This window comes from Leeuwenhoekiella sp. LLG6367-2.1, assembly GCF_045055775.1.
Taxonomy (GTDB): domain Bacteria; phylum Bacteroidota; class Bacteroidia; order Flavobacteriales; family Flavobacteriaceae; genus Leeuwenhoekiella; species Leeuwenhoekiella aequorea.
Genome location: NZ_CP159331.1, coordinates 71841 through 85061 on the forward strand (window position 1 = coordinate 71841; position 13221 = coordinate 85061).

Below are 13221 nucleotides of genomic sequence, written 5' to 3' on the forward strand. Positions count from 1 at the left end.
TATATATTCACAATTAAATTGAGAAAAAATCCACTTATGAGTGATAATAAAGTCCAAATTTTTGACACAACCTTGAGAGATGGGGAACAAGTTCCCGGATGCAAATTAGATACTAATCAGAAATTGATTATTGCTGAGCGTCTCGATCTGCTGGGTGTTGATGTTATAGAGGCTGGCTTTCCTATATCCAGCCCTGGAGATTTTATATCTGTAGAAGAAATCTCAAAGCTTGTAAAAAATGCCACCGTTTGTGGTCTTACCCGTGCGGTAAAGAAAGATATAGAAGTTGCTGCTCAGGCATTACGTCATGCAGTTAAGCCGCGTATTCATACTGGAATAGGTACAAGCGACTCCCATATCCTACATAAATTTAAGTCTAATCGCGAAGAGATTTTAAAGCGCGCTTACGACGCGGTAGCTTATGCAAAAACATTTGTTGAAGATGTAGAATTTTATGCTGAAGATGCAGGTCGTACAGACAATGAATACTTAGCTCGGGTTTGTGAGGCAGCTATAAAAGCCGGTGCGACCGTTTTAAATATTCCGGATACAACGGGATATTGTCTACCGGAAGAATATGGTGCTAAGATTAAATATTTAAAAGAAAATGTAAAAGGTATTGAACGTGCGATTTTGTCTTGCCATTGCCATAACGATCTGGGGCTTGCTACCGCAAACTCGATCGCCGGTGTCATTAATGGAGCTCGACAAATAGAATGTACTATAAATGGTATAGGAGAACGTGCAGGAAATACATCTCTGGAAGAAGTGGTTATGATATTGCGTCAACATCCTACTCTAGGTTTAGACACCAGTATAAATTCACGTTTACTTTATGATACCAGTAGAATGGTAAGCGAAAAAATGGGTATGCCGGTGCAACCAAATAAAGCTATTGTAGGATCTAACGCATTTGCGCACAGTAGCGGAATTCATCAGGACGGAGTAATCAAGAATCGGGAAACCTATGAAATTATGGATCCCGAAGAAGTAGGTGTTACCGAAAGTGCAATTGTACTTACCGCACGTAGCGGTAGAGCGGCTCTTGCTTATCGATCTAAAAAAGTAGGTTATGAATTAACTAAACTTCAGCTTGACGATGTATACGACGTCTTTCTTACCTTTGCAGATAAGAAGAAGGAAATCATCGACAATGATATTCATGAGATAATGAAAGTTGTAAAAATTGAAGCTCCGGTTGAAGCTTAACGTTTTATATATTAGTGTTTTAATAAGGATTCTTGTATAAGAATCCTTATTTTTTACTTAAAAAATTTAATTATTGAATGTGTTCGATAGCACAACTAATAAATGATAATAGTACGTTCTTAAGAACGAATTGATATAACAATGGCAGGAAAAACATTATTTGACAAAGTCTGGGATGCTCACGTAGTAGACACGGTACCTAATGGTCCGCAAGTTCTTTATATAGATAAACATCTTATTCACGAAGTAACAAGTCCGCAAGCATTTTCTGAACTTGAAGAACGCGGTATTCCCGTAGCACGACCAGATCAAATCGTTGCTACCGCAGATCACAACACCCCTACTGTAGATCAACATTTACCAGTACGTGATTTACTATCTCGTAACCAATTAAAACAATTGAGTGATAATTGTGAAAAACACGGGATTACTCTTTATGGTTTAGGTCATAAGTATAATGGTATTGTTCACGTTATGGCTCCTGAGCTTGGTATTACCCAACCGGGAATGACTATGGTTTGTGGTGATAGCCATACTTCTACACACGGAGCATTTGGTACAATTGCTTTTGGAATAGGTACGAGTCAGGTAGCGCAGGTGTTTGCCAGCCAATGTCTCCTGTTGACAAAACCAAAAAGTTTACGCGTCAATGTAACCGGAAAATTAAAACCAAATGTTCTTCCTAAAGATGTGATTCTATATGTAATATCACAAATAGGTACAAATGCAGGTACCGGTTATTTTTGTGAGTATGCAGGTAACGTTTTTGAAGAGATGTCTATGGAAGGTCGAATGACCGTATGTAATATGAGTATCGAAATGGGTGCCCGTGGCGGTATGATTGCTCCAGACCAGACAACATTTGACTATGTTAAAGGTCGTGAGTTTGCTCCTGAGCAAGCAGAGTGGGATAAAAAACTAGCCTATTGGAAAACATTACCCACAGATGCAGATGCCGTTTTTGACAAAGAGTATTCTTTTGATGCGGCTGATATAGAACCGATGATTACCTATGGTACAAATCCGGGAATGGGTATAAAAGTTACCGGCAATATTCCCGATAAAGAAGATGTAAATCTTGAGAAGGCTCTGGCTTATATGAACTTCAAAAAGGGAGAAAGTCTTATTGATAAGCCCATAAATTATGTGTTTATAGGGAGCTGCACAAATAGTCGAATTGAAGATTTTAGAATAGCTGCAAACTTTGTAAAGGGTAAACAGAAAGCTGCTAATGTAAATGCTTGGTTAGTTCCAGGGTCGCAGCAGGTAGCAAAACAATTAGTAGCCGAAGGCTTAGATAAAATATTTACTGAAGCTGGTTTTGCACTTAGACAACCGGGATGTTCTGCTTGTCTGGCAATGAATGACGATAAAATTCCGGAAGGAGAGTACTGTGTTTCTACATCAAACCGAAATTTTGAAGGAAGACAGGGTCAGGGTGCTCGTACTATTTTAGCAAGTCCGCTAATGGCGGCAGCTACCGCAGTTTCAGGGAAAATTACAGACATCACAAAACAATTTAACTAAAATGGAAAAGTTTATCAAACTTACAGATACAGCAGTTCCTTTACCTATAGAAAATATAGATACAGATCAGATTATTCCTGCTCGTTTTTTAAAATCCACAGATAAGCAGGGTTTTGGTGATAATGTATTTAGAGACTGGAGATTTGATCACGAAGGCAATAAAAATGAAAATTTTGTGCTTAATGATGACACGTATTCTGGTTCTATATTAGTAGCTGGTGACAACTTTGGTTGCGGTTCTAGTAGAGAGCACGCAGCTTGGGCGATTGCAGGATACGGATTTAAAGTGGTTATAAGTAGCTTCTTTGCAGACATTTTTAGAGGCAACGCCTTAAATAATGGAATTTTACCTATACAAGTAACACCTGATTATTTAAAGAGTTTGCTTGACGTTATAAAAGAGAAGCCAGATACCCAATTAACTATTAATCTAGAAGATCAAGTTTTAAGTTCGCCTGTGGGTGAATTAGAATTTGAAATCGACCCGTATAAAAAAGTATGTATGATTAATGGCTATGACGATATCGACTTTTTAATAAGTAAAAAAGAAACTATTGAAGCTTTTGAACGTGAACAAACGTTTTAAAAACTCAAAAACATCAAATATGACGTTAGTTTTGAACGTTTTGTTCAAAGCTAGACGATAGCAATAATTATCAAAAACCTCACGTGTTTCAACTGCGTGGGGTTTTGAACTAAAAAAATATCTATGAAATTTAATATAGCAGTTTTAGCCGGAGATGGTATTGGACCCGAAGTGACAGAACAAGCAATCAAAGCATTAGATGCGATTGCCGATGTTTTTGATCACTCATTTGTTTATAAAAATGCATTAGTTGGTGCGTGTGCTATAGACGAAACAGGCAATCCCCTTCCCGATGAAACTATCGAGATTTGTAAGGAAAGTGATGCTGTACTTTTTGGAGCAATAGGTCATCCTAAATATGATAACGATCCTTCAGCTAAGGTAAGGCCAGAACAAGGTTTATTAAAACTTAGAAAGTCTCTAGGCCTTTTTTGCAATATTAGACCGGTTAAAGCATTTGACCGATTAATAGATAATTCTCCACTGAAACGAGAAATAATTTCAGGTACTGATATCTCTATTTATCGCGAATTAACCGGAGGAATTTATTTTGGTGATAAGCACCTTAGTAAAGACGGTCAGGTGGCAACCGATGGTTGTTCTTATTCGGTAGAAGAAATTAGCAGAATTACACACCTTGCATTTAAAGAAGCACAAAACCGAAGAAAAAAACTAACCCTTGTTGATAAGGCTAACGTCTTAGAAACTTCTCGCTTATGGCGTAAAACGGTTACTGAAATTGCAAAAGACTATGCAGATGTCGAACTTGACTTTCTTTTTGTAGATAATGCAGCTATGCAGATGATCTTAAACCCTAGTAAGTTTGATGTCATTCTTACTGAAAATCTATTTGGTGATATCATATCAGACGAAGCATCAGTGATTGGAGGTTCTATAGGTCTTTTAGCTTCAGCTTCAGTAGGAAGCACTGTTGGGATGTTTGAACCTATTCACGGTTCGTTTCCGCAGGCAACCGGAAAAAATATTGCAAATCCGCTAGCTTCCATATTATCTGCTGCCATGATGTTGCGACATTTAGATTTGCATAAAGAAGCTGCAGCTATAGAAAATGCAGTTGAAAAATCACTGGAATTAGGAATTACAACAGGTGATATTAATCCTAAAAAACCTTTTACAACAGCTAAAGTAGGAGACTTTATTGCCGATTTCCTAACGCATCCTGAAGATACCAATCGCAATTTTAAAAATATTCATATGGGACAGAGTACCATTATCTAAATGAAATTAGCCAAGAGGTTTTAGATATAAGACTTTTGATAAATAGAAAAAAGCGACCCGATATGGATCGCTTTTTTTTCGTTAAATTACTGCGTATAAACCAATTACTATGCGTATTATAAATCTTATTCATACCTTATTTTCGGTTCTTGCATTATTCTCTGGCGCCTTTGTGTTACTCAATATAAAAGGCACTAGACTTCATAAACGTATCGGCTATTTGTATGTATTGAGTATGCTCATCCTTCTTTTGACCTCTTTTTTAATCTTTGATTTATTCGCCGGGTTCGGCCCCTATCACGTTTTATCAATTGTCTCTCTCGTGACACTTTTATTGGGTATGTATTTCCCTTTGTATAAGCGCACCTATCGCGGATGGGTATTGCAGCATTATATGTGGATGTCGTATAGCTACGTAGGTTTGCTTATGGCAGGCGGCTCCCATTTATTTGCATTAGTTCCGCATTGGCCGATTTGGTTAAGTATTAGTCTATTTTGGGTTCTTCCCTATCTTCTAGGATCTATCCTTATTTTCACAAGACGAAAAAGAATACTTCAGCAATTAAAAATGCGCTCGGGATTGGATATAATTGTACGATAAAAAAAACCGCCCGGAAGATCAAAGCTGGGCGGTTTCCAGTGGCAAATTTGCATCACCACATTAACACTAACTAACTAATTTAATTCCAACCGCCACCTAAGGCTTGATACATATGGACATACGCGTTCATTTGATCCATCTTAGTTTCAATTAAATCAAAGTTAGAATCTAATGCATCCCGCTGAGTCATTAAAACTTCCATATAATCGGCCCGTGCAGATCTAAAAAGTTTATTAGAAATTTCTACAGATCGGTTAAGAGCGTCCACTTCCTGTGCTTTCAAAGCATAACTTTTAGCCAAGTTATCCACTTTAGAAAGTTGGTTTGCTACTTCGATATATGCATTAAGCACCGTTTTCTCATAATCAAATACTGCCTGAATCTGTTTAGCATTTGCAGTCATATATGCAGCTTTGATTTCATTTCTATTAAGTAAAGGAGCTGTCAATTCACCCGCTATAGAATACAAAAGAGACTCAGGACTATTCAATAAGTATTTGGGATTAAACGCCTCATAACCTATACCTGCACTAATTCCTAATGAAGGATAAAAACGAGCCTTAGCAACTTTAACATCGAGCTTTGCTGCAGATAGCGCGAGCTCGGCTTGTTTTACATCGGTGCGATTTTCTAACAACTGAGCGGGAATTCCAGAGGTTATCGTTACAGGATTCAAATCAACCAATTTAGTAGTACTGCGTGCTACTTTCTGTGGAAATCGGCCCACTAAAAAGTTAATTCGGTTTTCAGTTTCAATAATGCGCTGTTGAATATCAAATTGTAAACTCTTTGTATGCAATACTTCAGCTTCAAATCTTGAAACGGCGAGACCAGTTACACGCGCAGCTTCTTTTTGAAGCTTAATTATCTCAAAAGCATTATTACGTATTTCGATATTTCTGTTTACAATTTCTAATTGATTGTCTAGTGCCATCAACTCGTAGTAAGATTCTGCAAGTTCACCTACGAGTTGCGTAACCATAAAGTTTCTACCTTCGAGGCTGGACAGATAATTGAGAACTGCAGCTTTTTTAGAGTTGCGTAATTTTCCCCAGATATCTAATTCCCAGCTTGCCTGAAGTCCAAATCTATAATTTGGCAACGGCTCCGGAAATTCTACTCCATCTTTAATTTCTGTATTTGCATCATTAGCTCCCTGACTGGTGTATCTTCCCACTTTTTCAGTCTCTGCAGCAGCTCCAAAACCTACAAATGGTAAGTACTCCCCTTTTCTAGCTTTGATCTCGGCTTTAGAAATAGAAATTTCTTGAAGCATAATATTTAACTCTTGATTGTTTTGCAAAGCCGTATCAATCAAGACTCCTAAATAAGGATCTGTAAAATAGTCTTTCCAGTTTACAAGAGTAGTCTGTACAGTATTTGTGGTAGCAGAGTAAGTTTCTGGCAGATTAATTTCTACATCACGTTCTATAAGGCCAGGAGCTTTACAGGCTGAAAACGAGAGTAGTAAAACAACTACTCCCGTATATATTAAATTTAGTCTATTTATCATCTTGATCATCATCTTCTAATTTTGAAAAACGGTCTATTTCATTTACAAATCCTTCAGACAAGGAGTGATCTTCTTCATCTTTAATAAGCGATCTGCCTTCTGCCAGTGATCCAAAAATGTAATACAATCCCGGAATTATAAGTACTCCGAAAAGAGTTCCAAATAACATTCCGCCAAGAGAAGAAGCACCGATCGTTCTATTACCTATGGCTCCTGCTCCTGAAGCAAGTATTAATGGAATAAGACCTGCTACGAAAGCAAACGAGGTCATTAAAATAGGTCTAAAGCGAACGCGAGCACCTTCAATGGCTGCTTCTAAAACTGTAGCGCCCTGGCTATGTTTAAGAACAGCAAATTCTACAATCAAAACTGCATTCTTTCCGAGGAGACCTACAAGCATTATGAGTCCTATTTGAGCATAAATATCATTTTGAAGTCCCATTGCCTGAAGCAATACAAAAGATCCTAAAAGCCCAATAGGAATTGAAAGAATTACCGCAAGCGGAATTATAAAACTTTCATATTGTGCAGCGAGTACAAAGTATACAAAAGCTAATACGATCCCGAATATATACAAGGCTTCATTACCTCTACCTGCCTCATCATAAGACAACCCTTCCCAAGCGATATCATAACCTTGTGGTAGTGTTGTCGCAGCTACTTCACGTACAGCGGCAATTGCATCTGCTGTGGTATATCCTTTTGCAGGTTGACCTTGTATTGCAGCAGAATTATACATATTGTAACGTGTTACTTCATTTGGCCCCTGCGTTTTCTTAAGCTTCATAAATGCCGAATAAGGAACCATCTCACCGGTATCATTTTTTACATACAGATTTAAAATATCTGAAGGTAGTTTTCTAAACTGCGGATCAGACTGCACATAAACTTTGAAAAAGCGACCAAATTTTATGAAGCCCTGCTCGTAGGTACTACCTATCATGATGTTTAGGTTTTCCATCGCTTTGCCAATAGAAACTCCTTTTTGCATCGCTAGATCATTATCGATCTCAAGTTCGTACTGCGGATAATTTGCAGCAAAGAAGGTAAACAATCCAGCTAGCTCCTTACGTTTGCCCAGCTCATCCATAAAATTTTGATTTATTTTATCAAAATCCTGATAATCGGTATCTGTAGTTTTATCAAGCAAGCGCATAGAAAAACCTCCTGAAGATCCAAATCCTGGAATAGCCGGCGGTTCAAAATACTCAATTACTGCACCTAGATTTTTAGATTTCTCTTCCAGTTCTTCCATTATTTCGGTAACTGTATGTTCCCGTTCATCCCACGGTTTTAAGTTTATTAAACAAGTTCCGGCATTAGATCCACGGCCCTCGGTCATTATCTCATAACCGGCTAGAGAAGAAACCGATTCTACCCCTGCTACTTCTTCACAAATTTTCTGAAGTTCTAAGGATACTTTGTTTGTACGCTCTAGCGTAGCTCCCGGCGGAGTTTGGATAATCGCATAGATAGTTCCTTGATCTTCGCTGGGGATAAATCCTGATGGTAAAATCTGATTTTCCAAAAATATCAAGCCACAAACGACGGCAAGTACTCCAAAGGTTAAAACCCTCCTACTCACTATAGATTTTAGAACGCCTACATACCTTCCGGTAAGCCTGTCAAACCAATTATTAAATCCATCAAGTGTTTTAGTTAATAGGTTTCCTTTTTTCTCTTTTCCGTGGTTATTCTTTAAGAGCATCGCACATAAAACCGGCGTTAGCGTAAGAGCTACCACTGCAGAAATCACAATAGAACTCGCCATGGTAATTGAAAACTGCCTGTAAAATGTTCCTACCGGCCCAGACATAAAAGTTATAGGTAGAAAAACCGAAACCATCACGGCAGTAATTGCAATAATAGCCCCAGAAATTTCTCCTAGAACAAGCTTAACTGCTTTGTATGGAATAATAGAAGGAAACTCGTGAAACTTTGCATGTACCGCTTCAACGACTACAATCGCATCATCTACTACAATACCTATCGCGAGTACTAAAGCAAATAAAGTAACCAGATTTATAGACATCCCAAACAGCTGAATCACAAAAAAAGCACCAACCAAAGAAACAGGAACCGCAATAATAGGTATCAACGTAGATCGCCAGTCTCCTAAAAAAATAAATACAACAAAGGCTACTAAAAGAAAAGCATCTCTAAGCGTATCGATTACTTGCTCTATGGAAGCATCCAGAAAATTTGATACGTCATAACTAATATTATAATCCATTCCCGGAGGGAAATCTGCTTTCATTTCTTCGAGCTTCTCTTTAACCTCATCAATAACTTCACTCGCATTACTACCGTAATTCTGTTTGAGTACAATTGCAGCAGAAGGATGGCCATCAAGGTTTGAATAGATGTCAAAAAATTCACTTCCTAACTCTACCTTTCCTATATCTTTTAAATGAATGCTTTCTCCCTCTGCATTAGCGCGTATAACAACATTCTCGTATTCTGCAGGTTCATTAAAACGACCTTTATAGGTAAGAACGTACTCTAAAGATTGGGCACTTATACCAGAACTCTGTCCTATTCTACCGGGTCTTCCTATTATACTCTGTTCCTGCAAAGCTTCCATTACTTCTTCGACAGAAATGGAATACGCACGCATGCGTTCTGGATTTAACCAAACGCGCATCGCATAACGGCGACTTCCTAAAATTTGAGACCGCGCCACCCCTTTGAGTCGGTTTATCTCAGGAATCATTTTTACATCTGCATAGTTGTATAGAAATTTTTCATCCATACCCTTATCTTTAGAATACAGATTCACATACATCAACATACTGGGCTGCACTGGCGTAATAACGACACCTTCCCGTTGTACCAACTCAGGTAAGAGTGGCATAACCTGATCTACCCGCGTTTTCACGCGTACAACAGCATCATTAGGATCTACACCGGGTTCAAAAATTATACGTAATGTTGCCTCTCCTGCACTAGTTGCATCAGTGGCCATGTAACGCATATTTTCTACTCCATTAATGGCATTTTCAAGTGTAATTAATGTTGATTTCACCAATACATCTGCACTCGCTCCAGGATAAGCGATGAATATATTTACAGTCGTAGGCGCAATTTGCGGAAACTGGGAGATAGGAAGCTGCTTAATAGCAAGCGAACCTATAAATAAGATAATAATCGAAATTACTATCGCAAAAACGGGTCTTTTTATAAATTGACTAAACATGTTTTTTCGTTTTAGATTTGATTACTCGGCGTACAAATCAAGATTAGAAATCACAGATTCAGCATCTTTAACTTCATATTTAATTTTATCATTTTCGCGAACAAGACGTAAACCTTCAAGAAGTATATGATCGTTTACAGACAAGCCTTCAGAGACTACATAAATATGCGGGAGCTCATTGATTATTGTAATCTCGCGTGACTTTATCTTGTGATCTTTATCAACGACATAGACATATTTTTTATCAAGAACTTCAAAAGTGGCTTTCTGCGGGATTAATAGAGCATCTGTAATAGGTATGGTAACATGTACATTGCCGGTCTCGCCGTGTCTAAGTAAACCTTCAGGATTAGGAAAAGTGGCTCTAAATGGAATATTACCGGTTTCGTTATTAAAATCTGCTTCAATTGTTTCTACAACTCCGGGATGCTTAAAGTATTTGTTGTTTGCCATTAGAAGATTTACCTGTGGCTTATCGGTTTTTGTGATATTCTCCTGGTAGTCCAGATATTCAGCCTCGGGTACATTATAATACACCCACATCGTACTGTTATCAGATAGATTTGTTAGGAGTTCGCCTTCATCCACGAGACTACCTAATCTTACGTGAAAGCGGTCAACAATACCATCAAAGGGTGCGCGTATTTGAGTAAATCCTAAATGCACATTAGCGAGAGACAGCTCGGCATTTGCTTTATCCATTTTAGCCTTTGCCATTGCTAGTTCGTTCTTAGAAACTACATCACTATCTGCTAACAGTTTTGTGTTCTCATATTCAATTTTAGCTACTTCAGCCTCAGCTTTAGATTTTTGTACTTCGGCTTCATAAATTCGGGGAAGTATTTGAAAAAGCAACTGACCTTCTTTTACAAACGCTCCTTCATCTACATATATCTTCTGAAGATATCCTCGCTCTTGAGCACGCAGTTCTATATGCCGACTAGATTGAATTTGTGATACATAGTCTTTTGTTATAAGTGTATCTTTTTGGATAGGGTTTGTGACTAAGAATTTTACTTCTTCTTGTTTTTCGTGGTGTTCTGATTTACAGCTTACGTGGAACAATAGTGCTCCAAAGCCTAACATCATGAGCATTCTTTTCATGGTGACTTTAATTACAAATAGTTAGATTAATGTGAATGCCTTTTCAGAATAGAAAAGACGTAGATATCCTGTAAAGTTTTTGAACAATTGTTTTGAATACTTTAAACAGAATAAGCGTTTAGCCTACAGAGAAGTAGGCCAGAAGAGTTTTAATCACAGTCTGAAAACCTGAAAAAGCAGGTAAGACTTAACAGAAGAGCAAGCAGGAATGATTGCTTCTGCATCTAAATAATTGTATTTGTAAACGTAAAAATGCTTGATAACAGCAGCAGGAAGGCCAAAGAAGGGTATAGTGCTGCTAAGGTGTTTGTCTTTTGAAGCAGAATCACTTTCTTCAATCTCAAATTCAGCAATAGAGTACTGCGGAAAACTTCCGGGTGCGTTTTTGTCTATATGCTGAAGACCCTGATAATCGATCTCAGCAATAGATATAGATTCTCCACCCGTATAAGCAGCTACACTCGATAGATTTATAAAACCGGTAAAAAGAAGTATAACTAAAGAAAGAAGAATTCTCATATATCTTTTTGAGTAAGACAAGGCAAATTTATAATAAGATGCTATGAACTACAAAATTTGAAAAGCACTATTTACTGAACTTAAGAACTTAAACAAATAAGCATTAAAAATTAAAAAAAACAGGCAATACTAATAATAACCAACACTTTAATTGACAGAATATTCAAAAATTCTACAATAAAGGCTTTTAATAAGTAATCTAACTTCTATTAAATTCAAATAAACTGAATTCTTTTTCTGAAAAAATTGATAAATCAGTGCATTTTGAATCATTCGGAATTAAAAATACGTACTATTCAAACACCTTTAGCTTTTATCTAATGCCGTTGAAACTTTGCGCATCTTTTCGGTGATCTCAGCAAATCCAGGATTGTGTATACTTCCTAAATGTGTGTGCTTTCTACCAGAATCTGGTTTGTAAGTTCCTGCTTGAACTTCTCCTCCTACTGTTTTGTAAGCCTCTCTAAATGATTTGCCTTCCACAACCAGATTATTGATACTATCCACCGTAAAAATATATTTGTATTTTTCTTCGGTGAGATTGATGTCTTTAACTACTATCTGAGCAATGCTATAATCAAATATTTCAAGAATATCTTTTATGTTCTCTATCGCATTTATGGTATTTTCTTTAAGCAATTGATAATCTCGGTGATAACCACTAGGCAAGTTATTCGTAATTAAAATCATCTCTGTGCTTAATGCCTGAATTTTATTACACTTACCGCGTATCAATTCAAAAACATCCGGATTTTTTTTATGGGGCATAATGCTGCTGCCAGTCGTTAATTGCTCGGGAAAACTTATAAATCCAAAATTCTGACTCATATACAAACAAATGTCCATTGCAAACCGCGATAGCGTATTTGCCAGACTTCCTAGCGTAGATGCAAGAGTTCGTTCACTTTTACCTCTAGACATTTGAGCTGCAACCACATTGTACTTTAAAGTTGCAAAGCCCATTTCTTTAGTAGTAAGGTTTCGATCTATAGGAAACGAACTTCCGTAACCTGCTGCAGATCCTAACGGATTTTGATCTACAATTTGTAAGGTAGCATTAAGCAGCGTGAGATCATCTATTAGCAATTCTGCATACGCAGAAAACCAAAGCCCAAAGCTACTAGGCATTGCTACTTGTAAATGCGTGTACCCGGGAAGTAATTTATCCTGATGTTTTTCAGCAAGTTTCATTAACGTATCAAACAGTGAGACGGTACGTACCCGTATTTGCTGCAATTGATCTTTATAATATAAATGAAGTGCCACAAGAACCTGATCGTTTCGTGATCGCGCAGTATGTACTTTCTTACCGGTTTCTCCTAAAATAAGAGTAAGTTCTGCTTCTATCTTGCTATGAATATCCTCATACTCCGGTTCTATAAAAAAATCAGGGTTTTGGGTATGGGCTTCAAGAATTTCTAATTGAGGTAAAAGGCTATCAAGCTCTTGAGCACTTAGAATTCCTATTTTCTCAAGCATAATTACGTGTGCTCGCGTTGCCTGCACATCATACTTAGCAATATGTGTATCGATCTCACGGTCATTACCTACCGTAAAATTCATAATTTTATTGTCTATTGTGGCTCCTTTATCCCAAAGTTTCATAGTTACTTTTTTTAGTTTTGAGAAGATAAAATCGACCCTAACTTACCCCAAGAGGGATTATTTTTATTGAAATTGTAATCGAATTCGGTAGTACAACGTTTTGAAATTTTCTCGTATTTACT

General features: G+C 37.4%; 10 protein-coding genes. 5 read left to right on the plus strand and 5 right to left on the minus strand.

Annotated features, from left to right (window positions below; genetic code table 11):
• The first annotated feature begins 36 nt into the window (after nucleotides 1-36).
• The 5 genes from ABVM53_RS00350 to ABVM53_RS00370 all read left to right on the plus strand — a co-directional run bounded on the left by ABVM53_RS00350 (nucleotide 37) and on the right by ABVM53_RS00370 (nucleotide 5162).
• Nucleotides 37-1209 carry a 2-isopropylmalate synthase gene (locus tag ABVM53_RS00350; RefSeq protein WP_405328148.1) on the plus strand — a complete coding sequence of 391 codons (1173 nt, stop codon included), beginning with the start codon at nucleotides 37-39 and terminating at the stop codon, nucleotides 1207-1209.
• A gap of 141 nt (nucleotides 1210-1350) precedes the next feature.
• The gene (leuC, locus tag ABVM53_RS00355; RefSeq protein WP_405328151.1) at nucleotides 1351-2736 is read left to right on the plus strand and encodes a 3-isopropylmalate dehydratase large subunit; all 1386 of its coding nucleotides are present in this window, start codon (nucleotides 1351-1353) and stop codon (nucleotides 2734-2736) included.
• A 1-nt stretch (nucleotide 2737) separates the two neighbouring features.
• Nucleotides 2738-3322, plus strand: coding sequence for a 3-isopropylmalate dehydratase small subunit (leuD, locus tag ABVM53_RS00360; protein ID WP_405328154.1), 585 nt, complete (start codon nucleotides 2738-2740; stop codon nucleotides 3320-3322).
• A gap of 123 nt (nucleotides 3323-3445) precedes the next feature.
• The gene (gene leuB / locus ABVM53_RS00365; protein ID WP_405328157.1) at nucleotides 3446-4561 is read left to right on the plus strand and encodes a 3-isopropylmalate dehydrogenase; all 1116 of its coding nucleotides are present in this window, start codon (nucleotides 3446-3448) and stop codon (nucleotides 4559-4561) included.
• A 109-nt stretch (nucleotides 4562-4670) separates the two neighbouring features.
• Entirely contained in the window at nucleotides 4671-5162 is a 492-nt protein-coding gene (locus ABVM53_RS00370; protein WP_405328160.1) for a DUF2306 domain-containing protein, read from the plus strand.
• Nucleotides 5163-5241: 79 nt separating this feature from the next.
• Here the strand turns inward: ABVM53_RS00370 and ABVM53_RS00375 are convergent, their stop codons facing one another.
• The 5 genes from ABVM53_RS00375 to argH all read right to left on the minus strand — a co-directional run bounded on the left by ABVM53_RS00375 (nucleotide 5242) and on the right by argH (nucleotide 13099).
• Nucleotides 5242-6675, minus strand: a complete 1434-nt coding sequence (locus tag ABVM53_RS00375) for a TolC family protein (protein WP_405328163.1) — start codon at nucleotides 6673-6675, stop codon at nucleotides 5242-5244.
• Nucleotides 6665-9871: an efflux RND transporter permease subunit gene (locus tag ABVM53_RS00380; RefSeq protein ID WP_405328165.1), complete on the minus strand. Its 3207-nt coding sequence runs from the start codon at nucleotides 9869-9871 to the stop codon at nucleotides 6665-6667. Before ABVM53_RS00380 ends, ABVM53_RS00375 begins: the two co-directional genes overlap by 11 nt.
• A 21-nt stretch (nucleotides 9872-9892) precedes the next feature.
• Nucleotides 9893-10975: an efflux RND transporter periplasmic adaptor subunit gene (locus tag ABVM53_RS00385; RefSeq protein WP_405328168.1), complete on the minus strand. Its 1083-nt coding sequence runs from the start codon at nucleotides 10973-10975 to the stop codon at nucleotides 9893-9895.
• A 153-nt stretch (nucleotides 10976-11128) separates the two neighbouring features.
• Nucleotides 11129-11494, minus strand: coding sequence for a hypothetical protein (locus tag ABVM53_RS00390; RefSeq protein WP_405328170.1), 366 nt, complete (start codon nucleotides 11492-11494; stop codon nucleotides 11129-11131).
• A gap of 306 nt (nucleotides 11495-11800) precedes the next feature.
• Entirely contained in the window at nucleotides 11801-13099 is a 1299-nt protein-coding gene (gene argH / locus ABVM53_RS00395) for an argininosuccinate lyase (RefSeq protein WP_405328173.1), read from the minus strand.
• Nucleotides 13100-13221: the final 122 nt, after the last annotated feature.

What these genes read in the sequence shown, in the direction of transcription:
- ABVM53_RS00350 (WP_405328148.1), top strand. Translation starts at nt 37, where the DNA reads ATGAGTGATAATAAAGTCCAAATTTTTGACACAACCTTGAGAGATGGG.
- leuC (WP_405328151.1), top strand. Translation starts at nt 1,351, where the DNA reads ATGGCAGGAAAAACATTATTTGACAAAGTCTGGGATGCTCACGTAGTA.
- leuD (WP_405328154.1), top strand. Translation starts at nt 2,738, where the DNA reads ATGGAAAAGTTTATCAAACTTACAGATACAGCAGTTCCTTTACCTATA.
- leuB (WP_405328157.1), top strand. Translation starts at nt 3,446, where the DNA reads ATGAAATTTAATATAGCAGTTTTAGCCGGAGATGGTATTGGACCCGAA.
- ABVM53_RS00370 (WP_405328160.1), top strand. Translation starts at nt 4,671, where the DNA reads ATGCGTATTATAAATCTTATTCATACCTTATTTTCGGTTCTTGCATTA.
- ABVM53_RS00375 (WP_405328163.1), bottom strand. Translation starts at nt 6,675, where the DNA reads ATGATAAATAGACTAAATTTAATATATACGGGAGTAGTTGTTTTACTA.
- ABVM53_RS00380 (WP_405328165.1), bottom strand. Translation starts at nt 9,871, where the DNA reads ATGTTTAGTCAATTTATAAAAAGACCCGTTTTTGCGATAGTAATTTCG.
- ABVM53_RS00385 (WP_405328168.1), bottom strand. Translation starts at nt 10,975, where the DNA reads ATGAAAAGAATGCTCATGATGTTAGGCTTTGGAGCACTATTGTTCCAC.
- ABVM53_RS00390 (WP_405328170.1), bottom strand. Translation starts at nt 11,494, where the DNA reads ATGAGAATTCTTCTTTCTTTAGTTATACTTCTTTTTACCGGTTTTATA.
- argH (WP_405328173.1), bottom strand. Translation starts at nt 13,099, where the DNA reads ATGAAACTTTGGGATAAAGGAGCCACAATAGACAATAAAATTATGAAT.